Raw genomic sequence first — 23,299 nt, forward strand, 5'->3', positions numbered from 1 at the left:
AGAGGAATTCAATGATTGAAGAAGTCGCACAACTGATGCGCCAAGCTGCGCGCCAGGCCATCCTGCCCCGCTTCCGCGCGCTGCGGGCGGAAGACATCGAGGAGAAATCGCCCGGTGAAACCGTGACCGCCGCCGACCGCGAGGCCGAGGCCTTGTTGACCGCCGGGCTGCTGGCCCTGCTGCCCAGCGCGCAGGTGATGGGCGAAGAGGCCACATCGATGCAGGCCGAGCGCAGGAGCGATGCGGCCGCGGTCTCCGAACTCTGGGTGGTCGACCCTTTGGACGGCACGGCCAATTTTGTGGCCGGCAGCCCGCTGTTTGCCGTGATGGTGGCCTTGATCCGCGACGGCGAAACGGTGATGAGCTGGATGCTCGACCCCTTGACCGACACCCTGGCCTTTGCCGAAAAAGGGGCCGGGGCCTACCTGGGCGGCCAGCGCGTGCACACACGGCAGACCCCGCTGCCGCTCAGCGAACTTCGTGGGGCCATCTTCACCCGCTTCCTGCCCTCTGCCTTGAAGGGCCACATCGAGGCCCGCGCCGGCGACCTGGGCGCCGTCTTGCCGGGCATGCGCTGCTCCGGCCACGAGTACCCTGCGATCGCCCAGGGGCTGCAGAATTTCGTGCTGTTCTGGCGCACCGAACCCTGGGACCACGCGCCCGGGGCCTTGTTCATGTCCGAGGCCGGGGCACATGTGGCGCGGCCTGATGGCTCGCCGTATCGGCCTTTGGACGGTGGCCAGGGCCTGCTGGTGGCCGACAATCAGCAAAACTGGAACACGCTGGCGCAGCAGCTGCTGTGCCCAGGCCCAGACGTGGCCGCTTGATCGAACCGCCGGCCGATCAGACCAAGGGCCGGAAGCTGAACAGGCGAGCGCTTGGCGCCCCCTTGCCAGCTGAGGCATGAGCCGCCGCAGTACCGCGACCGCGCCGCTCCACAAAAGCAGGGGCCACGCCCTGCCTCAGGTCATAGGCCTGTCTTTTTTCGGGGTCGGACAACACGGCATAGGCCTGGTTGACGCGCGCCAGACGGTGGCCACTCTCTGGGGCCTCCGGGTGCTTGTCGGGGTGAAGCTGTTGGGCCAGGCATCGGTACGCGGCCCGGATCACCGGGCTGCTGGCCCGGGGGCTGACCTGAAGCGTTTCGTACAAGGAATTCATGGGACCTTCGCGGGGAAGCAGCCCTGCCAGCAACCCTGCCAGTAGCGACCGACTGAGTGCAGTGAACCCCATTGAGCCTGGGCAGTCTGTGCATTGGCAGACATGGGTCCGCAAGCCCTGCGCCCCCTCGATGGGCTGGTCTAATGACGGAACAGGCGGATCACGCCGATCACCAGCAGCACGCCCGCAATAGGCAGCACCCACCAGATCAAACCCAGCATCGAAGCGCCTCCCTGCAGGCTGAAGGCCACAAGCCCCAGGGCCACGCCGCCCATCCCCAACCCCAGAAACAGGAACCGCCCCACCTTCGGCGAGGCATCGCCGAACATCTCTTCGTCAGAGTCGCCCATGCGCATGGCCAGCAGCCCAAAGGGGACCAGCGTGAGCAACACGGCCCACTTGGGCGCGTCGAGCCTGGTCCCCAACCAGGGCAGCAGCGCCAGGGCGATGAGCCACAGGATCTTGGTCATGCGGGTTGCCGTGCTGGGCCGGGCTCAGGGCTGCCTGGCTGCGGTCGGCCCAAGATGGGCAAGTTGAAGACAAGGACCGCCGCCGCCAAAAAAACCATCACGGGCGCCAGCATCAAAGCCAGGGGCCCCAGAAAGGTTTCGGCCAACTGATGCTGCCCCGCGTGCCAGATCACGGCCGAGGCGGCCAGCGCGATGAGGGCAAAGATCCGTCGAAGCGACATGGGGTGGGGTGAGGGCAGGTCAGCCGAAGGCATCAGTTTACGGTGGCTGTCATAGCGCGGGGGCTAGAGCAATTGGTCAGGCGGCACTGCGCGCCAATTGGACATTGAGTGCGTCGATGAGCACAAAACGATCCAAGAAATGGGTCCATCGAACAAGCGCTGGCCCTTGGCTTGATCGGCAAAGTGCCCTGGTAGGATGGCTGAGAACGGCCAGTAGCTGCCAGTAGCTGCCAATTGTTGAGTTGGCTGCAGAGCCGATTCCGCTTAGCAGCTCGGCACTGTCGTTGAATCGAATGGGCGAAAGCCGCCAGTGGCTGAGTTGAGCGGTGTCTGCGAGCGGCCGGTTCGGGCCGAATCTCGCCGGCAAGTGCTTGGTGTCGCCAGATCCCTTTGAAAGCGTCGTACCCATACAACCATGGTCGGGCACGGGGTGAACGCGCAGTAGCAGTACCAGCCGTCAAGCTCGTAAGGCTCCAACTCGCTGGTTCCCGATGCGGGAGGTGTCAATCAACTGCAGCGAGGGCGGTGCCGGGCGAGCCCGGGCGCCGAAGGGGGAGCTGATCGTGGGGAATTTCCCGTTGGGATGATCCCCTTGTCTTGTGCCGCTTAGAACGACTCCCAGCTGTCGTTGTCAACATGCGTGCCGGTGGCCTTGGCCGAGCTGGTTGCTGTCGTGGCTGTTGGATGGGCCAATGCCAACTTCGGTGCCTTTTTCACAGACTTCAGGCTTGTGGTATTGGATGAGCCAGTCGCTGTTTGAGGACGTGCTGCTGCCTTTGATGCCGGAGCTTGAGCGCTGCGATGTTGAACTCCGCTCAATTTGAAGACGGACACTGCAGCGACCAACTGTGCCGATTGGTGCTCCAGGCTTTGCGCTGCAGCGGCGCTTTCTTCCACCAACGCCGCGTTTTGCTGCGTGGTTTGATCGAGCTGGTTGATGGCTTGGCCAATTTGGGTCACGCCGGAGCTCTGCTCCGAACTGGCGGAGCTGATCTCGCCGACGATATCGCTGACGCGTGTGATCGCTGCGACGACCTCCTCCATGGTCTGACCGGCTTGGTCCACCAGGATCGAGCCCTGCTCGACTTGATCCACACTCGCACCAATGAGTGACTTGATCTCTTTGGCAGCCTCGGCGGAGCGTCCTGCCAGGCTTCTAACCTCAGAGGCGACCACTGCAAAGCCACGACCCTGCTCCCCGGCACGAGCCGCCTCGACCGCAGCGTTCAAGGCCAGGATATTGGTCTGAAATGCGATGCTGTCGATGACGCCAATGATGTCTCCGATCTTCTTGGAGCTGTCATTGATGCCCTTCATGGTCTCCACAACCTGCGCAACCACCGAGCCACCCTTGCTGGCCACCTCCGAGGCGTTCAGTGCCAGCTGATTGGCCATCTTCGCGTTGTCCGCATTGTGGCGGACCGTGGTTCCAAACTGGTCCATGGTGGCAGCTGTCTGTTGCAGCGCGCTGGCCTGCTCTTCTGTTCGTTGGCTCAGATCGGTGTTGCCGACCGAGATTTCCGAGGAGCCCGTTGCGATGGAGTCCGCCGCGCCACGCACTTGGGCAACTATCTTCACCAGATTTTGTTGCATGACCCCAAGGGAGGCCAGCACACTGCCAGGGTGAGCGGCCTCAATTCCGGTCACCGGGCTCAAATCGCCACTGGCAACTCGCTCTGCGGCTTCGCTCAGCAATCCTGGTTCAGCACCCAGGGCGCTTGTCAAACTGCGCACGATCAACATACCAGCGACCACCGCAGCGGCAAGGGCCAAAAGGCATGCGGCGCTAAGCCAATTGCGCTGGCTGTTGTAGTGGGCCTCTGCTTCCTTGATCATCGCGGCCGACCGCTGTGCAGTCACATCGGCATATGCATTGGTTTTTTCGATCAGTGATGCCAGCAATGGGCGGCATTCGTCGTTCATCTTGGCGATGGCTTCGTCACGCTTGTTTTGCAAAGCAAGCTGCACGATCGCCAACGCCACCGGCCCGTATGCCTGTTCAACCTTGTCGATTTCAGCGACCAAGGCTTTGACATTGCTTGGGATATCAGGGTTAACCACCATTTCTTTCAATTTTGCGAGATCCTTTTGTACCTGCTCATGCGCCCTGGTGACAGCTGCTTTTTCAACTTCCAGGTCGGCTGGCTTGGTCACCAGCACCAGGTTGCGCGCGGCAATGGCCCGAGCATCGACCTCGGAGTGAATGCGGCTTGCGAGAGTGGCTCGGACATTGACGCCATTCACATACGACTCAAAGGCCAGGTTCGCGTCCTGCAATGCATTGAGCGCTACGCCAGCCACGACAAGGACTAGCAGGGCCAAGCCACCAAAGGCGGCAGACAACTTGGCACGAACCGACATATTTTGAAAGGACATTTCGGCACCTCGACTTGATAGATTTCGAGGAATTTTTGATCGAAGTGACACTTGTGTCAAATCTATCATAAGTCCAGTGTGATGCTCTGGTATGCACTTTTGCCCATAAATGTGTGCTACCGAACACACGTGATTGTCTTGTGATGAATGTTGTGCTGGAGGCCTTTGTGATGCTCTGGGTGGCCCTTGCGGGACCAAGCATCAAATCCCCAACTGCCACGGCATACGTTTTGGTTGGGTTCCAGCTTTCTCTGGCTCGGTGTTGATCTTGTCGGACCAGAACAAGGTCGTGCCATACGGTGCTGACGATAGGCCGAAGTAGGGGTTTTCCCAGCATGAGGCACCGAGATCTCAAGTTGGGCTGGCTCGGCCTTGATCCACGGCGCGCCGTCGAGACCCCGCCACGCCCTCGGTCTTGGTAGACCAATTTTTGACGGCCCTGCCGACCCCGGGCAGTGCAAGGCCTGGCGCTACCCAGCGGCCCATTTTTTGGCCAAGTTAGAGACGGGATTTGGCGGGGTCTTCCTTGTACGTTAGAGCGATATCACCCGCATGCATGTTGGAGGCGTCTAGCATGGGGTAACCACTCAGCAGGCTTTCGGCCAACTGCAGCGGAGGACGGCAATGGGCCCAGAGCAGTCAGTCGGCTATCTACAGAAGCGGTCCTTCTCGCAATTTAGCGTTGAGCTATGAATGCGAAATTCGGGGCATTTCACTTCACCTAGAAGGCCTTCTTGTTGGCCTTACGCAGGTAGAGTTGCTTGGGGCCCGAGCAAAGCATGTTCCGTCCCTGCGGCAATCTGATCCGAGAACTCACGGCTGAAAACCGCTCGTGCAAGCGTGACCGCACCCACCAGCGAAGACAGGGCGGCACAAGCAGCCTCCATGTCTTGCGGCGCATTTGGTGAGTCGGGACCATCTACGACTGCCTGTGCGACGTCGCGTAAAGCATCCTCGAAAGTTGTGCGCGAGGCTTCGTCTGATCGAGACACCTCTATCGGCATCGTCTGCAACGTGCAACTTTCTGACAAGTCGCAGGTTCGCTTGGCGCTGAGGTAAAAGCGCACAAATTCCGGCCACCAAGCGTGTCCGTGTTGTTCTTGGAAGTACAGCACCCCGCCCCTCAATTCGGCCATGCCCAGTGCGACCGATTCCCGAAATGCTTGGGCCTTTGAGTCGAAATGAACGTAGAAGGCGCCGGAGGTCACCCCTGCTTCTTTTGCAAGGCCGTCTACCCCTATCCCACCGAAGCCTGCCTTGCGAAACCCGCGCCCTGCGCCCTGCAGGAGTTGCTGCCGCGTCTGCGACTTCTGTTCTGACCTCGACACGATGAACTCCTTCGACCTGTGAAGTTGAAGATTGTAGTTGTCAGAACACGATCGTTATGTAATATTAAATAACGGTCGTTACTTGAAATGCCATGCGGAGACGCAGCGTATGGGTCGACGCCGTTCTTTCTAGTTGGAGTACCTATGCCACTTACGCTCACCCTTACCGAGGGCGTTCTTCCCGAGGGTCAGGAAAAAGTCGCCTTCAGTCGCCTGTCCGATGCCATGCTCAAGTGGCACGGCCTGGCTGGAAATAAGGCGATGACACCGAATATCGTTGGCTCGATCCACGTCCTGCCGAGGGAGCATACGTATTCGGGATCACAGGAAGCTTCTGTGGCCTTCATTGAATGGAAGGTCCCGTCCTTCGCGTTCGCTAGCCGTGAGATTCAAGTCGGCTACATCGAAGAGGCCACGAACATCATTCATGAACTGTCTGGCACGCTTCACCCGAAGGAACGCATATGGGTCAATGTGGTACACGCGGTGGATGGGGCTTGGGGGATTGCAGGGATGGCCCTCAACAATGCGCAACTCAGCGCGGGGGGTGTTCCGGCCTGAGACATCTGGGGGCCGCAACGAGGTCGCCAGATTCGGGACGACCGCGTTGAGGCCTCCTCACAACTCAGTGAGACCAATATGCAACTCTCGAACTATCTTTTCTTCACCACTGACTGTGACCAAGCCTTGGCTTTTTATGCGCAATGCGGCCTTGGCCATGTTGTCGAGATCCTGCGCTACGGAGTAGACGGCATGCCGGTAAGAAACGAGGCTATGCGTGGGAAGGTCATGCATGCCAAGTTCCAAGGACCTGCTCTGCACTTTTATGCCTCGGACAATGACGACGCGGAACCGATGCGGGGTTCTGCACACTTATTGGCAATGGACGACCGCGACTCCACACGCGAACTCTTCCACGCGCTGAGTGCTGGCGGGACCATCACAACTCCCTTGGGCATCCAACCCTGGGGGGACTATTACGGCAAATTGACCGATCGATTTGGTGTTCAGTGGATGCTGAACTGCGCTGAGTGAGATCGCGCGCTGCGCTAGCGGAGCATGGCCGTTCCGGGCATGGTCTGCTTCGCGTAGTCCGAAGGTCGTCCGCAGTCAATCGGGATTTTGAAGGGCAGATATCGGATCAATCGTCGACCGGCGCAGTGCTTGATCTGAATGGAACAGCATTTATGGTCACTCACGGCAGTTGGCAATCCCCTTGACTGTACCGCGGATCCAACGAGTTCGATGGTTTGGATTTTGTCGTTGGCGCAGCGTGCACAACAGGCCTGACACAAGGCCCAGGCTGGAGCCCCCGGCCCCAGCCAGCCCCCCCCACCTCAACGCTCAATCGTCTTGTTCCAACGGCTGTTCCACCCCGGGCGCTGCTCATTGATGGCGTCCCAGTCGACGGTCACGGCGTTTTTCATGTAGCCATTGATCAGCTTGACCTGCTCAACCCCATTGCCCACCACGGGGGCCTTGGGGTTGGTGGGGATCTGGTCGCCAAACTGCAGCACATTGGCCTGGGCCAGGGGCGAGAGCAGGAACTCGGCCAGCTTCTGGGCCAGTTCGGGTTCGCTGTTCTTGGCGATCACGCACTGGGCCACCATCAGCACCACCGAGCCCTCTTTGGGTTGGGCGTATTCGACCGGGATGCCCTTGGCCTTCAGGCCGGCCACGCCGGTGGGGGTGAGCGGGAACAGCGCGGCCTCGCCGGTCTGCACCATCTCGGAGATCTTGGCCGAGCTGGGGATGTACTCGAGCACATTGGGGCCGATGGTGTTGGGCCAGGCCTTGAAGCCGGGTTCGACGTTTTTGTCGGTGCCGCCCTGGATGCGGTTGAACATCAAGAAGCCGTGCAGGCCGAAGGTGGACGACGGCATGGATTGGAACACCACCTTGCCCTTGTACTTGGGGTCGGCCAGGTCCATCCACGAGGTGGGGGCGGCCCAGCCTTTTTCGGTGAACATCTTCTTGTTGTAGGCCAGCCCGGTCATGCCCAGGCTCACGCCGGTGGCCATGTCATTCTTCAGGCGGGCGGCGGGGTAGATGTCTTTCAGCACCGGGGTGTCGCGCTGCTTTTCGCACAGGCCCATGTTGATGGCCCGCACCATGATGCCGTCGTCCAGAAACATCACATGCATCTGCGGCTTGTCCTTGTTGGCCTGGGCCTTGGCCAGGATGTCGGACGAAGTGCCGGGCACCACCACCACCTTGGCGCCATAGGCCTTTTCGAAGGCCGGGAACACATACTGGGTGTAGGCCTTCTCCATCTGCCCCCCGTTCATGCCGATGTACAGGGTTTTGGTCTGGGCCAGGGCGTTGCTGCCCAGGGCGGCGCTGGCGCACAGGGCGGCGCTGGCCCAGGCCAGGCGGCTGAAACGACGTGCTGGCACGGAGGGGGTGGTTTTCATGCTGTGGTCCTTGTTGGCTAGGGGGTGAAAGAAAAGGGGACGAGGTGAACGGGGCTTCAAGAGCGGCTTGGCTCGGTGGGCTGGAAGCGGGCGATGTCAAAGCCGTCAAGCGGCGTGCTGCTGCGGCCCTGCAGGGCCAGTTCGGCCAGCACCTCGCCGGCGGCAGGGCCGATCTGGAAGCCCGCCCCGGCAAAGCCGAAACCATGCCACAGGCCGCTGCGCTGCTGGCTCGCGCCCAGCACGGGTTGGCGGTCGGGCAGGTAGCCTTCGGTGCCGCTCCAGGTGCGGATGATGTGGGCGCCGCGCAGTGCGGGCAGCAGCTCGACGGCCTGCTGGCTCAGCTTCAGCAGGGCCTCGCTGCTGCTGCGCGCGCGTTGGCCGTCCAGCGCCAGGCCCGAGCCGCCGCCCAGCACAAAATTGCCGCGCCGAACCTGCCGACCGTAGATGCCACCGCCTTCCACGCCCAGGCTGACCGGGGCAAAAAAGGGCAGGGGCTCGGTCACGGCCATGGCCGGGTGGCCCGACACCAGGGGCACCGCCTCGCCAAATTGGGCGGCCAACTGGCCCGCCCAGGCCCCGGCGCAGTTGATCAGCTGGGGCGCGCGCAGGCGCCAGCTGGCCTGCCCGTCGGGGCCGGCTTCGGCCACAAAGCGCTGGCCATCGTGGGCCAGGGCCAGCAGCGGGGTGCGTTCCAGCACGTGGGCCCCGGCGCGCTCGGCCGCGCGGGCAAAGGCCGGCGACACCAGGCGGGGGTTGGCCTGGCCGTCTTCGGGGCACAGCGAGCCGCCCACCGCCACCTCGCCCAGCCAGGGCCAGCGGCGGCGCACTTCGGCGCGGCCCAGCACCTGCAGGCCCAGGTCAAAGGCGGCGCTTTGCTCGCGGTAGCGCTCCAGCGAGGCCAGGTCGGCCTCGCTGCGGGCCAGCTTGAGGTGGCCGCTGCGCTGGTATTCGCCGTTGATGCCGATCAGCTCGGGCAGGCGCCCCCAGATGCCGTGGGCGCGCTGGGCCAGGGGCAGTTGGTTCAAGGGGCGGCCCTGGCGCCGCACGCCGCCAAAGTTGACGCCGCTGGAGCGCGATCCACACAGGTCGCGCTCGATCAGCACCACTTTGCTGCCGCTGCGGGCCAGCGCCAGCGCGGCCGAGCTGCCCACAATGCCGCCCCCCACCACTAGCACATCGCAATCAAGGGTTTGCATCAGTCGTTCTCCGGGGCGGTGCCCTCGGCACCGGGGCTGGCGTAAGCCATCAGGGGCAGGGGTTTGATGGGGGCCTGGGCGCGCAGCCGGCCCACCTGTTCGATGGGCTGGCCGCTGGCGTGGGCCAGGATCTCGGCGGCGGCCAGGCCACACATTCGGCCCTGGCAGCGGCCCATGCCCACGCGGCTGAGGGCCTTGAGCCGGTTCAGCTCAGGGGCGCCGGTGTCTTTGACCTGTTGGCGCAGCTCGCCTGCGGTGATGTTTTCGCAGCGGCACACCACCAGTTCATCGGGGGCCTGGGCTGCCCAATCGGTGGGGAAGGGGAAGGCGGTCTCCAGCCCCTGGCGAAAACGTGCAATGCCCGCCAGCTTGGCATCGAGCGCGCGGCTGCGCGGGCTCGGGGCCAGGCCCTGGCGGTCTTCCAGCAGCGCCAGGGCGGCACGTTCGCCGGCCCATTCGGCCGCATCGGCGCCCTGGATGCCGGCGCCGTCGCCAGCCAGGTACACACCGGCCACGCTGCTGCGCCCGGCGGCATCGCGCACCGGCAGGTGGGATCGGTTCAGGGCGTTGAATTCAAAGCGGCAGTCCAGCAGGTCGGCCAGCTGGGTTTCGGAGCGCAGGGCATAGCCCAGCGCCAGGCCGTCGGCCGCGGTGCTGTGCTCGCGGCCCTGGCGGTCGCGCCAGCGCAGGCCTTCGACGCGCTCGCGGCCCAGCACCTGCAGCGGCTGCACGCCCCAGTGCACCGGCACCCCATGGGCCAGCAGCCAGGCCAGAAAGTACTGGCCCTTGGCCAGGGTGGCGGGCTGGTTCAGCAGGGCCGGCAGGGCGGCGATCTTGCCGGCCCAGCCGGCCGTGTCCAGCACCCCGGCCACCTGCACGCCATGGGCGCGGCCGGCTTGGGCGATCTGGTAGGCCACCAGGTAGAGCAGGGGGCCGGTGCCGGTCAGCAGCACGCGCTGGCCGATGGTGCAGCCCTGGTATTTCAAGGCCACCTGGGCCCCGCCCAGGGTGTAGACGCCGGGCAGTGTCCAGCCCGGCAGGGGCAGCACGCGGTCGGTGGCGCCGGTGGCCACGATGAGCTGCGACCAGGCCAGGCGCTGGCTGCGCTCGCCTTGCAGCACATCCAGCCAGCCGGGGCCGGCGTTCCACACCAGTTGCTCGGGCCGGTAGTCCACCTGGGGCAACAGGGCCAGCCAGGCCTCGTGCACGGCGCGGGCGCGCCCGGCCTCGAAGCCATACAGCGCCTCGGGCGGGCGTGAAAAGCCGGGCGGGGGCTGGCGGTAGATCTGGCCGCCGCCGCGCGCGGCCTCGTCGATCAGGATGGGCCGCAGGCCATGGGCGACCAGGGTCTGGGCGGCGCGGATGCCGGCGGGGCCGGCGCCCACGATCACCGCTGGGGTGTCGGCAGGGGCCTTGTCGGGGGCTTGGGGTGTGTTCACAGCGGGCTCTCCTCGGCCTGGGTCAGCACGCTCAGGCCGGGGCTGACCAGGGTGCTGCAGGCGCGCAGGCGCTGGCCTTGCGCGGTGCGCACCCAGCAATCCTGGCAGGCCCCCATCAGGCAGAAGCCGGCACGCGGCTGGCCGCTGAATTCGTTGTGGCGCAGGGCGGCCTGGTGCTGCAGGATGGCGGTCAGCACGGTGTCCCCGGCCAGGGCCTGCACGGGCTGGCCGTCCACCAGCAGGGTCAGCGGGGTGCGGCCGGTTTCGGCCACGCGGTGCAGCAGGCCGAGGCCGGCTTTCTTCAGGGCATGGGGGTTCATCGGTGGCCTCCGACCAGCACTTTGTCGAGCCCGTACAGGCGGTCCAGCACCAGCATGGCCACGGCGGTCAGGCCCACCATCAGGGCCGACACGGCGGCCATCAGCGGGTCGATCGACTCGGTGGCATACATGTACATGCGCACCGGCAGGGTGACGGTGGACGGCGAAGTGACAAAGATCGACAGCGTGACCTCGTCAAAACTGTTGATGAAGGCCAGCAGCCAGCCGCCGCTCACCCCGGGTAGGATCATGGGCAGGGTGACGCGCACAAAGCTGCGCCAGGGCGAGGCCCCCAGCGACAGGGCGGCCTGTTCGATGCTGCGGTCAAAGCCCACCAGCGAGGCCAGCACCAGGCGCAGCACATAGGGCGTCACCACCAGGGCATGCGCCAGCAACAAAAAGCCGAAGCTGCCGGCCGCGCCCACCAGGCTGGACAGGCGCAGCAAGGCCACGCCCAGCACCAGGTGAGGAATGATCAGCGGAGACAGGAACAGCGCGTTGATCAGCTCCCGCCCGCGAAAGCTGTAGCGCGTGAGCGCCAGGCCGGCGGGCACGGCCAGCACGGTGGACAGCGTGGCCGAGCCCAGGGCCAGCCACAGGCTGTTCCAGAACGAAGACACGAAGTCGGGGTGCTCGAACACGGCCTTGAACCAGCGCAGCGACAGGCCGTGGCGCGGCAGGGTCAGGGTGTTTTCGGGCGTGAAGGCCACCACGCACACGATCAGCAGCGGGGCCAGCATGAAGCTCACCACCAGGGCATTGAACAGCAGGGCCAGGGGGCCGTTGCGTCCGGGCACACGCGCCGATGCGGGGGCGGAAGGCGAGGTGGATGTTGTTGCAGTTGCGCTCATGTCTGGTTTACCCCAAGGCTTTCTGGTAGCGGCGCTCAACCAGGCGGTTGTAGCTCAGCATCACGATCAGGTTGGCCACCAACAGGGTCAGGGCCACCGCCGCGCCCTGGGGCCAGTTCAATTCATGCAGGTACTCGTCGTAGACGATGGTGGCCACCATCTTGAGCCGGCGCCCGCCCAGCAGCCCCGGGATGGCGAACGAGCTGGCCGACAGGCCGAACACGATCAGGCTGCCCGACAGGATGCCGGGCATCACCTGCGGCAGCACGATGCGGCGCACGATGGTGAAGGGGCTGGCCTGCAGTGAGGCGGCGGCGTGCTCCACGCTGGGGTCGAGCTTTTGCAAGGAGGTCCAGACCGGGATCACCATGAAGGGCAGCATCACGTGCACCAGGGCGATCACCACCGCGGCCTCGGTGTACAGCAGCTTGACCCGGCCCAGGCCCAGGGCCATCAGGGCCTGGTTGATCAGCCCCTCAGGGCCCAGCAGCATCGACCAGCCAAAGGCCCGCACCACCACCGACACCAGCAGCGGCGCCAGCACCACCAGCAGCAGAATCGAGCGCCAGGGGCTGCCCATGCGGCTCAGCACATAGGCCTGGGGGGCGCCCACCAGCATGCAGATCAGGGTGGTCAGCCCGGCCACCCAGAAGGTGCGCCAGAAGATGCCCAGGTAATAGCTGTCGCTGAACAGGTGGGTGTAGTGGGCCAGCGTGTACTCGCCCTCTTTCACCCCGGTGGCGTAGTCAAAGCCGTTGAACGACAGCACGGCGGTCAGCAGCAGCGGGGTGATCAGCAGCGTGGCAAACAGGCACAGCGCGGGCGCGCTGAGCAGCCAGGGGATGGGCTTTTTCATGCCAGGGCCTCGGTGGCTGTCAGCGCGGCGGCAGCGCCCGTGGTGTCCAGCACCCGGGTCACGTGCAGGGGCCAGTCGATGCCGGCCTCGGCGCCCACGGCCAGGGTGTCACCGCCGTCGTTGGGCGCCAGCAGCAGCAACTCACCCAGCGGGCTGTTCAGCCGGTACAGCCATTGGCTGCCCAGAAAGAAGCGCTCCAGCACCCGGCCGCTCAGCCGGCCCTGGCCGGGCGCGCACAGGTGCAGCTTTTCGGGGCGCAGGCCCACCAGCACGCCGGTGCCCGGCGCCTGGCGCAGGCCCGGCACGGCCAGTTGCAGCGGGCCCAGGCTGATTTCAGGGCCGTGTTCGCCGGCCACCACCTGGGCTGGGATCAGGTTGGCCTTGCCCACAAAGGTGGCAATGAAGCGGTTGCCCGGGTGCTCGTACACCGCCTCGGGGTGGTCGACCTGGGTGATGCGCCCGGCCTCCATCACCACCACCCGGTCGCTCACCGACAGGGCCTCCGATTGGTCATGCGTGACCATCACCGTGGTGGTGCCCACCTGGCGCTGGATGCGGCGCAGCTCGAACTGCATCTCTTCGCGCAGCTTGGCGTCCAGGTTGGACAGGGGCTCGTCGAGCAGCAGCACTGGCGGGCGGATCACCAGCGCCCGGGCCAGGGCCACGCGCTGGCGCTGGCCGCCCGACAGCTGGCGCGGGTAGCGCTGGCCATGCTGGTCCAGCCGCACCAGGGCCAGGGCTTCGGCCACGCGCTGCTCGCGTTCGGCCTTGGGGCAGTGGCGCATCTCCAGGCCAAAGCCCACGTTCTCGGCCACCGTCATGTGCGGGAACAGCGCATAGGTCTGGAACACGATGCCCAGGCCGCGGCTGCTGGTCTTGGTGTGGGTGATGTCTTGCCCATCGAGCACGATGCGCCCGCTGCTCACGGCCTCGATGCCGGCAATCATCTGCAAGGTGGTGGTCTTGCCGCAGCCCGAGGGGCCCAGCAGCGAGACAAATTCGCCTTGCTCCACCGTCAGGTTCAGATCGCTCACGGCCCGGGTGGCACCGTAGTTCTTGCACAGGGCGTGCAGTTGCAAAAAGGACATCGTCAAAGCCTTTCAGCAGATGCCGGGGGGCATCGGCGTCGATGAAGAGGGGGAGCTGGAAAGTCGTTCGTTCTTTTTTCAATCTATTGCAATAGCCGGGCCTGAAACAATGGGATATTCCATTAATCAGAAGATATTTATAAAATATTCCGTTAAATGAAATAAATGGGGATGATGGCCCCAAGTCCATTCCAGCGAGGTGAAGATGGCAGAAGCAGAAACCGGCACAGGCGGTGTGCAGCGGGTGTTTGCGGTGATCCGCGCGCTGACCCGGGTGCCCCCGGAAGGTGCACGGGTCACCCATTTGGCGCAAAGCGTCGGCCTGACCCAGGCCACCACGCACCGATTGCTGCAGGCCCTGGTGGCCGAAGGCATGGTCGAGCAGGACGGGCGCAGCAAGCTGTACCGCCTGAGCGTCGATTTTTTTGCCCTGGCCGCCCAGGCCGGCAACACCGGCGGGCTGCGCGCCCTGTGCCGCCCGGCCTTGCTGCGCTTGTGCGCCAGCCTGGGCGACACCTTGTTCCTGCTGGTGCGCAGCGGCTTTGATGCGGTGTGCCTGGACCGGGCCGAGGGCCCGTTTCCGATCCGCTCGTTCACGGGTGACATCGGCGGGCGGGTGGCCCTGGGGGTGGGGCAGGGCGCGCTGGCCATCCTGGCCTTCCTGCCCGAAGAAGAGCGCGAAGAGGTGATCCGCTTCAACCTGTCGCGGGTGCGCGAGTTCGGGGTGTACGACGAGGTGTACCTGCGCACCGAGGTCGAGCGGGTGCGCCAACTGGGCTATGCCGGTCGCAACACCGGCTTGCTCGATGGCATGGCCGGGGTGGCCGTGCCGGTGCTGGGCTCGGATGGCCGGGCCGTGGCCGCCCTCAGCGTGGGCACGATTGCCGACCGCCTCAACCCCGAGCGCCTGCCCACCGTGGTGGCCCTGCTGCAACGCGAGGCGGCCCAGATCGGCCCGCGCATCAACCCCTTCGACCCGGTGCTGCGCCGCCCCTCACAAAGCCTGGCCGAGCCCTGGTCGGAGCCGGTGGCCCCAGAGTCCGGTGCCACCCCTTGATGCATCATCAGAATGATAGGCTGTTGATTCAGGTAGGGTGTGGCCTGACTTGATGCCCAGAAGGAATCAAGTCTTTCGCAAACGTCGATAGGCAGGGCGCGCGGTTTGCGCGATAGTGCGGCCTTCCGAGCCCCTCCCCGAAAGATGTCCATGAGCAGCACCCCCAGCCAGTCCACCCCTTCCACCCCCTTGTCCAGCGGCTTTCCGCCGGCGCCGCAAGAGCTGGACCGCCTGATGGGCGCCCTGGGCGTGGCACCCAGCCAGTACCGCCAGGCCGGTGGCCTGCCGGTGCGCTCGCCCATCACCGGCGAGGTGATGGCCCAACTGCCTTTGCAACAGGCCGCCGATGTGGCGGCCGTGGTCGGCCAGGCCCAGCAAGCCTTTCTGGCCTGGCGTGAAACCCCGGCCCCGCGCCGCGGCGAGCTGGTGCGCCTGATCGGCGAAGAGCTGCGCACGCACAAGGCCTTGCTGGGCCAGCTGGTCACGCTTGAAGTGGGCAAAAGCCCCTCCGAAGGCGAGGGTGAGGTGCAGGAGATGATCGACATCTGCGACTTCGCAGTGGGCCTGTCGCGCCAGCTGCACGGCCTGACCATCGCCACCGAGCGCCCCGGCCACCGCATGATGGAAACCTGGCACCCGCTGGGCGTGTGCGGGGTGATTTCGGCCTTCAACTTCCCGGTGGCCGTGTGGTCCTGGAACGCGGCGCTGGCTTTGGTCTGTGGCAACGCGGTGGTCTGGAAGCCCTCTGAGAAAACCCCGCTGACCGCACTGGCCACCCAGGCCATCGTGCAGCGCGCCGTGGCCCGCTTCGGCGGCGCGCCTGAGGGCCTGCTGCCCTTGCTGCTGGGCGAGCGCGAGGTGGGCGCCGCCCTGGTGGACGACCTGCGCGTGGCCCTGGTGTCGGCCACCGGCTCCACCGCCATGGGCCGTGCCGTGGGCCCCAAGCTGGCCGCCCGCTTTGCCCGCGCCATCCTCGAGCTGGGGGGCAACAACGCCGCCATCGTGGCCCCCAGCGCCGACCTCGATCTGGCGCTGCGCGGCATCGCCTTCGCCGCCATGGGCACCGCCGGCCAGCGCTGCACCACGTTGCGCCGCCTGTTTGTGCACGATTCGGTTTATGAAGCCCTGGTGCCGCGCCTGATCAAGGCCTACGCCAGTGTGCGCGTGGGCGACCCGCGCGAAGACGGCGTGCTGGTGGGCCCGCTGATCGATGCGGCCGCCCTGGCGGCCATGCAGCAAGCCTTGCAACAGGCCCGTGCCTTGGGCGCCAAGGTGCACGGCGGCGAGCGTGTGCTGACCGAAGCGGGCGAGTCGGCCTGCTACGCCCGCCCGGCCTTGGTGGAAATGCCGGCCCAGAGCGGCCCGATGCTGCACGAAACCTTTGCCCCCATCCTGTACGTGCAGCGCTACACCGAGCTGGACGAGGCGATTGCGCTGAACAACGCGGTGGGGGCCGGCCTGTCGTCCTCGATTTTCACGCTGGACCTGCGCGAGGCCGAGCGCTTCATGTCAGCCGTGGGCTCGGACTGCGGCATTGCCAACGTCAACATCGGGCCCAGCGGCGCTGAAATCGGTGGCGCCTTTGGCGGCGAGAAGGAAACCGGCGGTGGTCGTGAGGCGGGCTCGGACAGCTGGAAGGCCTATATGCGCCGCGCCACCAACACCATCAACTACTCGCGTGAACTGCCCCTGGCTCAGGGCGTGAAGTTCGACGTGGAGGGGTGATCGCCTGGGCGACTGGCCTGGTGAGTCATCACGGGCCAGGTGGGCGAGACAGGTCTGATGAGACCTATCGGGCCCGGTCGCCGTAACGCACTTCCTTGAGGGCGCCGCTCTCAAAGCGCAGCACGGTCATGAACTGCCCATAGCCCGGGTTGTAGAGCAGCTCTTCCACCTTTTCGCAGGGGGCAGCCGCATTCTGGGCCGGGGGGCGCGCCGGGTCGGCGGGCTTGCAGAAGCTGTCGGTGGCCAGGGGCTGGCCACATTTCTGCAGCACATCAAGCTTGCTCATGCCGAGCTGGGTGAAGTCGTTGCCGCATTTCAGTGACTGGGCTGCAGTCACCAGGGGCAGCGCAGCCATCAGTGCGCTGGCGAAAATGGCAGAGATTTTCATGGGTGGATTATCTGGGCCAGATCAGCAGGTATTCCGCGGCACGCCCTGCGAATTTAAAAGCGTTTTATCAGGGGCGAACAATCGATTTATTCGATTTTTTGACCGTGTCACCCACCTTGAAACCCGGGTCGTTCTGAAACTCATAGCGCTGCGAGCTGTTGCCGTTGAATCGGGCGGTAACCACCCAGATCTTGTGGCTCTTGACCTTCTTCTCGACCTCGCGGCCCGCGTAGGCGCCACCCGCCGCACCGGCCACGGTGGCCAGGTCCTTGCCAAAGCCGCCCCCCACCTGGTGGCCCAGCACCGCACCGGCCACGCCGCCCGCGATCAGGCCCAAGGCGCTGCCTTCGCCCTCGCGCTCGATCTGGCTGACCGAGCTGACCGTGCCGCAATCGGGGCAGCCCGCCGGGCCTGCATGCTCGGGCGCTGTCACCGGCTGGCTGGCCTTGAGGGTGGCCAAGGCCTGGTCGTATTCGGTCTTGGCGTCGCGCTTGCATTGCATGCGGCTGTCGGCGCTGGTCTCGCTGGCGCAGATCTGCAAGTCTTGCTTGTAACGGTTCTTGGCTTGTTGTGCGTCGGCAGGTGCCTGGGGTTGGGCCTGGGCCGCAGAGGCCAAGGCCACGGCGCTCAACAAGAAGGGAAGCAGAAAGGATGGGCGCATGATGACCTCACAAAATGATTTGAATCTTACGCTTACATGCCTGTTACTATCAATTTGGAATGTAACAGTAAGTATGTCTCGCGATCACATATCACCCGCCTGAACGCCTTGGCTGGGAATCCCTTCAGGCCCTGCAGGAATATCGGGATTCAAACCTTTTGCCGGTGGCTGAATCCGTCAAACTAGCCAGGGGTCCAGTTCCGGGTCGCCAAACTCGGTCTGCAGAAACTCCAGAAAGGCCTGGACCTTGCGCGGCACATGCTTGCGCCCCGCGTAGCCCGCCCACACCTGCCAGCGCTCGCCAATCCACTGCGGCAGCACGCGCACCAAGGCGCCGCTGCGGATGTAGGGCTGGGCGTGCACCGACAGCATGCCGACCAGCCCCAGGCCTTGCAGCGCGGCGTGGTAGAGCGCTTCAGAGCTGTTGGAGTGAAATTTGGCCGGCCCGGGGCGGAACTCGAAGTGCTGGGGTTCGGCCGGGTCGATCGAGGCCAGCAAGAAGGCATGCGGTAAGTCCTTGCCAGTGGGAATCAGGCACTCGTGCCGCACCAGGTCCGCGGGGTGGTTGGGGGCCGGGTGGATCTTCAGGTATTGGGGCGACGCGCACAGAACCCCCGAGGTCATGCCCAGCTTGCGGGCCACAAAGTCCCCGTCCGACAGGCCGTTGCGCGAGAACAGCATGGTGATGTCTGACTCCAGGTCCGGCGACTCCAGCTGGCGTTCGGTGGTGTTGATCTCCACTTCGAGCTTGGGGTAGAGCCGCTGCAGGCGCGAGATGCGCGGGATCAACTGGGTGGCGGCAAAGTCCAATGACGAGCGCACCTTCAACACCCCGCTGGGCAGGCGCCCGCTGGTGCTGACCTCGTCGTTGGCGGCATCGAGGGCGTCGATCACCGGGCGGATTCGGGCCGCGTAAACCTCGCCAGCCTCGGTCAGCGACAAGGTGCGCGTGGTGCGCTGAAGCAGCCGGGTGTTGAGGGTCTTCTCCAAGTCCTGGATCAGGCGCGTCACCTTGGCGGGCGAGGTGTCGAGTGACCGTGCAGCAGCGGCAAATCCGCCCAGGTCGATGACGGCCAGCAAGGCGCGCAAAGAGTCGAGTTGGTTCATGGCGATCGGTGGTTGGCCGGCACCGGATCACCCAGGCCGCGGGCCTATTGTGGCTCAGCCCTTGTTGCCACGCAGCGCAGGCGCAGCGGCTTGCAGCACGGCATCCGGTGCGGCCTGAGGGGCTGAACTTCAGATGCTTGCGGCTGGGCACAGGGCTGAGGCCGAGCAGGCCCTTGCCCGTGACAGGGACGGCCTCTGCGCCGCGGGCCTCAACCCGGCCGGCCCAGCGCCTCCAGCAGATGCTCCAGAAAGGCCTTGGCGGCGCGGGGCAGGGTGCGGCCTGCCAGCGTCTGCACCTCGAAATGGCGTTCGTTCATTTCGCGGTCGCGCAAGGGGATGCCCACCACCTCGCCGCGCCGCAGGCGTTCGCGCAAGGCCAGTTCACCATTGAGGGTGATGCCGCCACCCGAGCGCACAAAAGACAGGCAGGGGTCGAGCCGGTCGCATTCAAACACCGCCTCGAAATCCAGGCCCTGGCGGCTGCAGCTGATGTCGAACAGCTGGCGCAAGGTCGAGTCCGGCCCGGGCAGCGCCACGGCATGGCCCACCAACTGGGCCAGCGACAGCTGGCCGCGGCCGGCCAGCGGGTGCTCGGGGTGCAGCACGGCAATGATGGGCGAGGGGTGGCGCAGCGCCACGCTGATGCCACGCTCGGACACCGTGCTCACGGTGATGCCGATGTCCACCTCGCCCTGGCGCACTTTTTCGGGCACGTCGGCCTGCCGGCTCACCTGCAGGCCGAAGCGGATGCCCTGGTACTGGCGCTGAAAATCAACGATCAGGCCGGGCACGAACTCAGCAGCAAAGCCCTCGGTGCAGGCCAGTCGCACCACGCCGCTTTTCAGGCCGCGCAGCGACTGGATCTCGTCGGCCACCCGCTCGATGTCCTGCCAGGCACGGCGCGCATGCGTGGCCAGCAACTCGCCCGCCGCATTGGGCACCATGCCGCGGGCGCGCCGCTCGAACAGCAGGGTGTCCAGCTCGGCCTCCAGCCGCGCGATGTGCCGGCTCACCGCCGAGGGCGCCACATTGAGGCGGGCTGCCGCCTCGGTCACCGAGCCGGTCTGCACCACCTCCAGAAAGTAGCGCAAGGAGGTGTCTTGCAGGGCTTGGTGGTTCATGGCGGGACGGTTCATCGGATCACGGGGCGAAGTTCGGGGCAGGGGGCAAGCCTGACAGCTTGATCAGGCGCTTGCGATCAACAGAATTGCAACTCAATGTATCTGATCTCCTATCATCGGCGCGGGGGGTGAGGCCTGACGGGGCTCGCACACACCGATACATCGATCGAGCCCAGCGGGCCGAGCAACCATCCTAGGAGGAGAAATACCCATGAAGCATATGAAGCCCATGAAGAAGTTGATGTTTTGGCTGGCCATCGCGGCCTTGGGCCTGTTGGCCAGTTGCTCCACCATGAGCGTGGAAGAGTGCAAGCTGGCCCGCTGGAACGATGTGGGCCTGCGCGATGGCATGGCCGGCGAGCCGCTGTCCAAGCTCAACGACCTGTCCAAGGACTGTGCCGAAGCCAAGGTGGTGGTGGACACCCGGGCCTACATGGCCGGACGCGATCAAGGGCTGTACAGCTACTGCCAATTGCCCAATGCGACCCGTCTGGGCTTGGACGGCAAGTACTACAACGGCGTCTGCCCGGCGGCCATCGATGGGGAGTTTCGACGCCGCGTCAACGTGGGGCGCGAGGTGCGCGATTCGCGTGAACAGGTGCGCAGCCTGGACAACCGGCGCATTGATCTGGAAAACAAGCTGCGCAATGCCGGCAGCGATGACGCCCGCAAGAAGCTGCGTGATGACCTGTCGGACAACGACCGCAACCTGCGCCGCGCCCGCGACCGGGTGCGCGACGCCGAATACAACCTGGACCGCGTGCGCTGAGCCACGGCGCCATGGCGCCTGGTGGGTTGCGTAATTCGCAACGCAGGTTTGTTTGGATTGCCGTTGCTGGAAGATGCAGGCCTGCCTAACATGGCCTGGAACAACCCTTTCAAGTCGTCTGGAGCCTGTGCCATGAAGCTGTCCTTTTCTCCTGTCCTGAACCGCCGTTCCACCCTGAACACCCTGGGCCTGGCGGCATGGGCCTTGTGTGCCGGCATGGCGGGTGCTGAAGCGGTCTACCCCGCCCACCCGATCACGCTGGTGGTGCCTTTCCCACCGGGAGGCAGCACCGACGTGGTGGCGCGCGCCATTGCGCCCAAGCTGGGTGAGCGCCTGGGCGCCACCATCGTGGTCGACAACCGGCCTGGGGCGGGCACCGCCATCGGCGCGGCCTATGTGGCCAAGGCCGCCCCGGACGGCTACACCTTGCTCATGGGCGCGGGCTCCACGCTCACGCTGAACCCCGCCGTGCGCAAGAACCTGCCCTATGACCCGGTCAAGAGCTTCGAGCCTGTCGGCATGATCACCCGGGCCGGCCTGGTGCTGCTGGCCAATGCCCAGTTGCCGGTGCAGAACCTGGCCGAGCTGAAGACCGCGATCAAAGTCGCGCCCGACAAGTATTCGTACGCCTCGTTTGGCGCCGGCACCAGCTCCCACTTCGTGGCAGAAATGGCCTTCTACGCCATGGGCCTCAAGGTCACCCACATCCCCTACAAGGGCAGCGCCCCCGCCATGACCGACCTGCTGGGCGGCCAGGTGCCGCTGGCCTTTGACACGGTCACGGCCACCTTGCCCCAGCTCAAGACCGGCAAGATCCGCGCCATCGCCGTGGCCTCGCCCAAGCGCCTGCCCACCTTGCCCAATGTGCCCACCTTTGCCGAGTCGGGCTACCCCGATGTGAAACTTGAATCCTGGCTCATGCTGCTGGCACCGCGCGGGGCCCCCGCACCGGTCAAGGCCAAGTTGCAAAAAGCGCTGAGCGACACCCTGGCCGACCCGGGCGTGCGCAAGGCGTTGAACGACCAGGGGCTGGAGCCCAGTTTCTCCACCGCGGCCGAGGCCAGTGCCCTGATCGAAACTGAACTGCCGCTGATGCGCGCCACCGCTGCACGCGCCAACATCCAGGCCGATTGAGGCCTCTGTCCGTTGTTCACGACCTGGACCCCTGCCCATGACCGCATCTTCTTCTGCTGACCTTGTCACCCGCTCTGCCGTCGAATTGCGCGAGCTGATCGCGCAACGCCAGATATCGCCCGTCGAACTGCTCGAGGCCTGCATCGAGCGCATCGAGACCGTCAACCCCAGCATCAACGCCGTCACCGCCAAGTGCTATGACCGCGCCCGGGTCGAGGCCCGCGCGGCCGAGCAGGCCGTGCTGCGCGGCGAGCCCCTGGGCCTGTTGCACGGCCTGCCCCTGGGCGTGAAGGATCTGGAGCCCACGGCCGGGCTGCTGAGCACCTTCGGTTCGCCCAACTACCGCAACAACATTCCAGCGCAAGACATCGAGTTGGTGGCCCGGCTGCGCCGTGCCGGCGCCATCGTTGCCGGCAAGACCAATGTGCCCGAGATGGGGGCCGGCGCCAATTCGCGCAACCCGGTGTGGGGCGCCACGGGCAACCCCTTCAACCCGCAGCTGAATGCGGGTGGGTCCTCCGGTGGCTCGGCCGCTGCCCTGGCCACCGACATGCTGCCGGTATGCACCGGCTCGGACACCGGGGGCTCGTTGCGCATCCCCGCGGCCAAGTGCGGTGTGGTGGGCCTGCGCCCCTCGCCCGGCGTGGTGCCCAGCGTGCGCAAGCTGCTGGGCTGGACACCGATCTCGGTGGTCGGCCCCATGGGGCGCACGGTGGACGATGCCTGCCTGCAGATGGCGGCCTCGGCCGGCATGCACCCGGGCGATCCGCTGAGCTACCCGCTCGACCCCTTGAGTTTTCTGCGCCCCACTATGGGCGATCTGGGCCGCCTGCGCGTGGCCTACAGCACCGACCTGGGCTCGTGCGATGTGGACCCGGTCATCCGCGCCACCTTCCTGGCCAAGATCGAGGCCATGCGACACCTGTTTGCCCGCTGCGACGAGGTGAACCTGGAGCTGGGCGATGTGCACCGCTGCTTTGACGTGCTGCGCGCCGAGGCCTTTGTGGCCGGCACGCGTGAGGCCTACGAGCGCGACCCCGCCAGCCTGGGCCCCAACCCGCGCGCCAACTATGAGATCGGCATGCGCATGAGCCTGCTCGACAGCGCCTGGGCCCAGGCCGAGCAGACCCGCATCCTGAACCGCTTCCAGGCCGTGTACGCCGACTACGACCTGCTGCTCACGCCCACCACGCCGGTGTCGCCCTTCCCCTGGACGCTGCCGCACGCGGACATGATCGATGGCAAGGCCCAGGCCAACTACTACCGCTGGCTGGCCCTGACCTATGTGATCACCCTCACCACCCACCCGGCCATCAGCCTGCCTTGCGGCACCGACCCGATGGGCATGCCCTTCGGGCTGCAGGTGGTGGGCCGTTTCCGCGGTGATCTGGCGCTGCTCTCGGCCTCGCGTGCCCTGGAGCAGGCCTTTGCGGGCTCGCCCGTGCTGCGCCGCCCGCTGCCCGATCTGGCCGCGCTCAAGCCGCCGGTGCCCGCGCTGGACAGCATCGTGACGCACCCGCCCCAGGTGCCGCACACGGCCGAAGCGGGCCGGTCTGGCGCGGCGCAGTCAGTGGTCTGAGGCAGGCCGGAGTTGCTCAGCCTGGGTTTTTCCGTCAT

General features: G+C 65.5%; 23 protein-coding genes. 8 read left to right on the forward strand and 15 right to left on the reverse strand.

What is annotated here, in order from left to right:
- Positions 1-11 precede the first annotated feature (11 nt).
- A complete protein-coding gene (locus F624_RS0103395; protein ID WP_019572855.1) occupies positions 12-827 on the forward strand; it encodes an inositol monophosphatase family protein in 816 nt (271 codons plus the stop codon).
- Positions 828-843: 16 nt separating this feature from the next.
- On the opposite strand, the gene F624_RS33910 is transcribed toward F624_RS0103395, so the two are convergent.
- The 4 genes from F624_RS33910 to F624_RS0103420 all read right to left on the reverse strand — a co-directional run bounded on the left by F624_RS33910 (position 844) and on the right by F624_RS0103420 (position 5,556).
- Positions 844-1,161, reverse strand: coding sequence for a J domain-containing protein (locus F624_RS33910; protein WP_169426539.1), 318 nt, complete (start codon positions 1,159-1,161; stop codon positions 844-846).
- Between the two features lie 140 nt (positions 1,162-1,301).
- On the reverse strand, positions 1,302-1,631 hold the full coding sequence (locus F624_RS0103405; protein ID WP_019572857.1) for a hypothetical protein: 330 nt from the start codon (positions 1,629-1,631) through the stop codon (positions 1,302-1,304).
- 827 nt (positions 1,632-2,458) lie between these two features.
- Complete coding sequence (locus tag F624_RS0103415) at positions 2,459-4,228, reverse strand: methyl-accepting chemotaxis protein (protein ID WP_031253939.1); 1,770 nt, start codon at positions 4,226-4,228, stop codon at positions 2,459-2,461.
- A 743-nt stretch (positions 4,229-4,971) separates the two neighbouring features.
- Positions 4,972-5,556 carry a TetR/AcrR family transcriptional regulator gene (locus F624_RS0103420; RefSeq protein WP_019572860.1) on the reverse strand — a complete coding sequence of 195 codons (585 nt, stop codon included), beginning with the start codon at positions 5,554-5,556 and terminating at the stop codon, positions 4,972-4,974.
- A gap of 144 nt (positions 5,557-5,700) precedes the next feature.
- On the opposite strand from F624_RS0103420, the gene F624_RS0103425 reads away from it, so the two are divergent.
- Positions 5,701-6,117 carry a hypothetical protein gene (locus F624_RS0103425; RefSeq protein WP_019572861.1) on the forward strand — a complete coding sequence of 139 codons (417 nt, stop codon included), beginning with the start codon at positions 5,701-5,703 and terminating at the stop codon, positions 6,115-6,117.
- A gap of 78 nt (positions 6,118-6,195) precedes the next feature.
- Positions 6,196-6,591 (forward strand): VOC family protein, encoded by a 396-nt coding sequence (locus tag F624_RS0103430; protein ID WP_019572862.1) that lies wholly within the window; start codon positions 6,196-6,198, stop codon positions 6,589-6,591.
- 302 nt (positions 6,592-6,893) lie between these two features.
- Here F624_RS0103430 and F624_RS0103435 read toward each other — a convergent pair whose 3' ends face one another.
- From F624_RS0103435 to F624_RS0103465, 7 genes are all read right to left on the reverse strand, one after another.
- A complete protein-coding gene (locus F624_RS0103435; RefSeq protein ID WP_019572863.1) occupies positions 6,894-7,970 on the reverse strand; it encodes an ABC transporter substrate-binding protein in 1,077 nt (358 codons plus the stop codon).
- A gap of 56 nt (positions 7,971-8,026) precedes the next feature.
- Complete coding sequence (locus F624_RS0103440; protein ID WP_031253940.1) at positions 8,027-9,166, reverse strand: NAD(P)/FAD-dependent oxidoreductase; 1,140 nt, start codon at positions 9,164-9,166, stop codon at positions 8,027-8,029.
- Positions 9,166-10,605, reverse strand: a complete 1,440-nt coding sequence (locus F624_RS0103445) for an FAD/NAD(P)-dependent oxidoreductase (RefSeq protein WP_019572865.1) — start codon at positions 10,603-10,605, stop codon at positions 9,166-9,168. The genes F624_RS0103440 and F624_RS0103445 overlap by 1 nt, the downstream gene beginning before the upstream one ends.
- Positions 10,602-10,925 carry a (2Fe-2S)-binding protein gene (locus tag F624_RS0103450; RefSeq protein WP_019572866.1) on the reverse strand — a complete coding sequence of 108 codons (324 nt, stop codon included), beginning with the start codon at positions 10,923-10,925 and terminating at the stop codon, positions 10,602-10,604. The genes F624_RS0103445 and F624_RS0103450 overlap by 4 nt, the downstream gene beginning before the upstream one ends.
- Complete coding sequence (locus F624_RS0103455) at positions 10,922-11,665, reverse strand: ABC transporter permease (protein WP_051107311.1); 744 nt, start codon at positions 11,663-11,665, stop codon at positions 10,922-10,924. Before F624_RS0103455 ends, F624_RS0103450 begins: the two co-directional genes overlap by 4 nt.
- A gap of 118 nt (positions 11,666-11,783) precedes the next feature.
- A complete protein-coding gene (locus tag F624_RS0103460) occupies positions 11,784-12,632 on the reverse strand; it encodes an ABC transporter permease (RefSeq protein ID WP_019572868.1) in 849 nt (282 codons plus the stop codon).
- Positions 12,629-13,720, reverse strand: a complete 1,092-nt coding sequence (locus tag F624_RS0103465; protein WP_019572869.1) for an ABC transporter ATP-binding protein — start codon at positions 13,718-13,720, stop codon at positions 12,629-12,631. Before F624_RS0103465 ends, F624_RS0103460 begins: the two co-directional genes overlap by 4 nt.
- A gap of 205 nt (positions 13,721-13,925) precedes the next feature.
- Here F624_RS0103465 and F624_RS0103470 point away from each other — a divergent pair, with 205 nt between their 5' ends.
- The gene (locus tag F624_RS0103470) at positions 13,926-14,777 is read left to right on the forward strand and encodes an IclR family transcriptional regulator (RefSeq protein WP_019572870.1); all 852 of its coding nucleotides are present in this window, start codon (positions 13,926-13,928) and stop codon (positions 14,775-14,777) included.
- A gap of 234 nt (positions 14,778-15,011) precedes the next feature.
- Entirely contained in the window at positions 15,012-16,502 is a 1,491-nt protein-coding gene (gene amaB, locus F624_RS0103475) for an L-piperidine-6-carboxylate dehydrogenase (RefSeq protein WP_051107312.1), read from the forward strand.
- Positions 16,503-16,566: 64 nt separating this feature from the next.
- Here the strand turns inward: amaB and F624_RS0103480 are convergent, their stop codons facing one another.
- The 4 genes from F624_RS0103480 to F624_RS0103495 all read right to left on the reverse strand — a co-directional run bounded on the left by F624_RS0103480 (position 16,567) and on the right by F624_RS0103495 (position 19,779).
- On the reverse strand, positions 16,567-16,890 hold the full coding sequence (locus tag F624_RS0103480; RefSeq protein ID WP_019572872.1) for a DUF2845 domain-containing protein: 324 nt from the start codon (positions 16,888-16,890) through the stop codon (positions 16,567-16,569).
- A gap of 67 nt (positions 16,891-16,957) precedes the next feature.
- Positions 16,958-17,551 carry an outer membrane lipoprotein gene (locus F624_RS0103485; protein WP_019572873.1) on the reverse strand — a complete coding sequence of 198 codons (594 nt, stop codon included), beginning with the start codon at positions 17,549-17,551 and terminating at the stop codon, positions 16,958-16,960.
- Between the two features lie 177 nt (positions 17,552-17,728).
- Complete coding sequence (locus F624_RS0103490; protein WP_019572874.1) at positions 17,729-18,658, reverse strand: LysR family transcriptional regulator; 930 nt, start codon at positions 18,656-18,658, stop codon at positions 17,729-17,731.
- Between the two features lie 209 nt (positions 18,659-18,867).
- Positions 18,868-19,779 (reverse strand): LysR family transcriptional regulator, encoded by a 912-nt coding sequence (locus tag F624_RS0103495; RefSeq protein WP_031253945.1) that lies wholly within the window; start codon positions 19,777-19,779, stop codon positions 18,868-18,870.
- Between the two features lie 211 nt (positions 19,780-19,990).
- Between F624_RS0103495 and F624_RS0103500 the strand changes: the two genes are divergently transcribed.
- The 3 genes from F624_RS0103500 (at position 19,991) to F624_RS0103510 (ending at position 23,261) form a co-directional block, all read left to right on the forward strand.
- Entirely contained in the window at positions 19,991-20,548 is a 558-nt protein-coding gene (locus tag F624_RS0103500) for a DUF2799 domain-containing protein (protein WP_084679390.1), read from the forward strand.
- Positions 20,549-20,680: 132 nt separating this feature from the next.
- A complete protein-coding gene (locus F624_RS0103505) occupies positions 20,681-21,682 on the forward strand; it encodes a Bug family tripartite tricarboxylate transporter substrate binding protein (RefSeq protein WP_019572877.1) in 1,002 nt (333 codons plus the stop codon).
- Positions 21,683-21,719: 37 nt separating this feature from the next.
- Entirely contained in the window at positions 21,720-23,261 is a 1,542-nt protein-coding gene (locus tag F624_RS0103510; protein WP_031253947.1) for an amidase, read from the forward strand.
- Positions 23,262-23,299: the final 38 nt, after the last annotated feature.

The organism is Curvibacter lanceolatus ATCC 14669 (genome assembly GCF_000381265.1).
In the GTDB taxonomy this organism is placed as follows: Bacteria; Pseudomonadota; Gammaproteobacteria; order Burkholderiales; family Burkholderiaceae_C; genus Curvibacter; species Curvibacter lanceolatus.

What these genes read in the sequence shown, in the direction of transcription:
- F624_RS0103395 (WP_019572855.1), top strand. Translation starts at nt 12, where the DNA reads ATGATTGAAGAAGTCGCACAACTGATGCGCCAAGCTGCGCGCCAGGCC.
- F624_RS33910 (WP_169426539.1), bottom strand. Translation starts at nt 1,161, where the DNA reads ATGAATTCCTTGTACGAAACGCTTCAGGTCAGCCCCCGGGCCAGCAGC.
- F624_RS0103405 (WP_019572857.1), bottom strand. Translation starts at nt 1,631, where the DNA reads ATGACCAAGATCCTGTGGCTCATCGCCCTGGCGCTGCTGCCCTGGTTG.
- F624_RS0103415 (WP_031253939.1), bottom strand. Translation starts at nt 4,228, where the DNA reads ATGTCCTTTCAAAATATGTCGGTTCGTGCCAAGTTGTCTGCCGCCTTT.
- F624_RS0103425 (WP_019572861.1), top strand. Translation starts at nt 5,701, where the DNA reads ATGCCACTTACGCTCACCCTTACCGAGGGCGTTCTTCCCGAGGGTCAG.
- F624_RS0103430 (WP_019572862.1), top strand. Translation starts at nt 6,196, where the DNA reads ATGCAACTCTCGAACTATCTTTTCTTCACCACTGACTGTGACCAAGCC.
- F624_RS0103435 (WP_019572863.1), bottom strand. Translation starts at nt 7,970, where the DNA reads ATGAAAACCACCCCCTCCGTGCCAGCACGTCGTTTCAGCCGCCTGGCC.
- F624_RS0103440 (WP_031253940.1), bottom strand. Translation starts at nt 9,166, where the DNA reads ATGCAAACCCTTGATTGCGATGTGCTAGTGGTGGGGGGCGGCATTGTG.
- F624_RS0103450 (WP_019572866.1), bottom strand. Translation starts at nt 10,925, where the DNA reads ATGAACCCCCATGCCCTGAAGAAAGCCGGCCTCGGCCTGCTGCACCGC.
- F624_RS0103455 (WP_051107311.1), bottom strand. Translation starts at nt 11,665, where the DNA reads ATGCTGGCCCCGCTGCTGATCGTGTGCGTGGTGGCCTTCACGCCCGAA.
- F624_RS0103460 (WP_019572868.1), bottom strand. Translation starts at nt 12,632, where the DNA reads ATGAAAAAGCCCATCCCCTGGCTGCTCAGCGCGCCCGCGCTGTGCCTG.
- F624_RS0103465 (WP_019572869.1), bottom strand. Translation starts at nt 13,720, where the DNA reads ATGTCCTTTTTGCAACTGCACGCCCTGTGCAAGAACTACGGTGCCACC.
- F624_RS0103470 (WP_019572870.1), top strand. Translation starts at nt 13,926, where the DNA reads ATGGCAGAAGCAGAAACCGGCACAGGCGGTGTGCAGCGGGTGTTTGCG.
- amaB (WP_051107312.1), top strand. Translation starts at nt 15,012, where the DNA reads ATGGGCGCCCTGGGCGTGGCACCCAGCCAGTACCGCCAGGCCGGTGGC.
- F624_RS0103480 (WP_019572872.1), bottom strand. Translation starts at nt 16,890, where the DNA reads ATGAAAATCTCTGCCATTTTCGCCAGCGCACTGATGGCTGCGCTGCCC.
- F624_RS0103485 (WP_019572873.1), bottom strand. Translation starts at nt 17,551, where the DNA reads ATGCGCCCATCCTTTCTGCTTCCCTTCTTGTTGAGCGCCGTGGCCTTG.
- F624_RS0103490 (WP_019572874.1), bottom strand. Translation starts at nt 18,658, where the DNA reads ATGAACCAACTCGACTCTTTGCGCGCCTTGCTGGCCGTCATCGACCTG.
- F624_RS0103495 (WP_031253945.1), bottom strand. Translation starts at nt 19,779, where the DNA reads ATGAACCACCAAGCCCTGCAAGACACCTCCTTGCGCTACTTTCTGGAG.
- F624_RS0103500 (WP_084679390.1), top strand. Translation starts at nt 19,991, where the DNA reads ATGAAGCATATGAAGCCCATGAAGAAGTTGATGTTTTGGCTGGCCATC.
- F624_RS0103505 (WP_019572877.1), top strand. Translation starts at nt 20,681, where the DNA reads ATGAAGCTGTCCTTTTCTCCTGTCCTGAACCGCCGTTCCACCCTGAAC.
- F624_RS0103510 (WP_031253947.1), top strand. Translation starts at nt 21,720, where the DNA reads ATGACCGCATCTTCTTCTGCTGACCTTGTCACCCGCTCTGCCGTCGAA.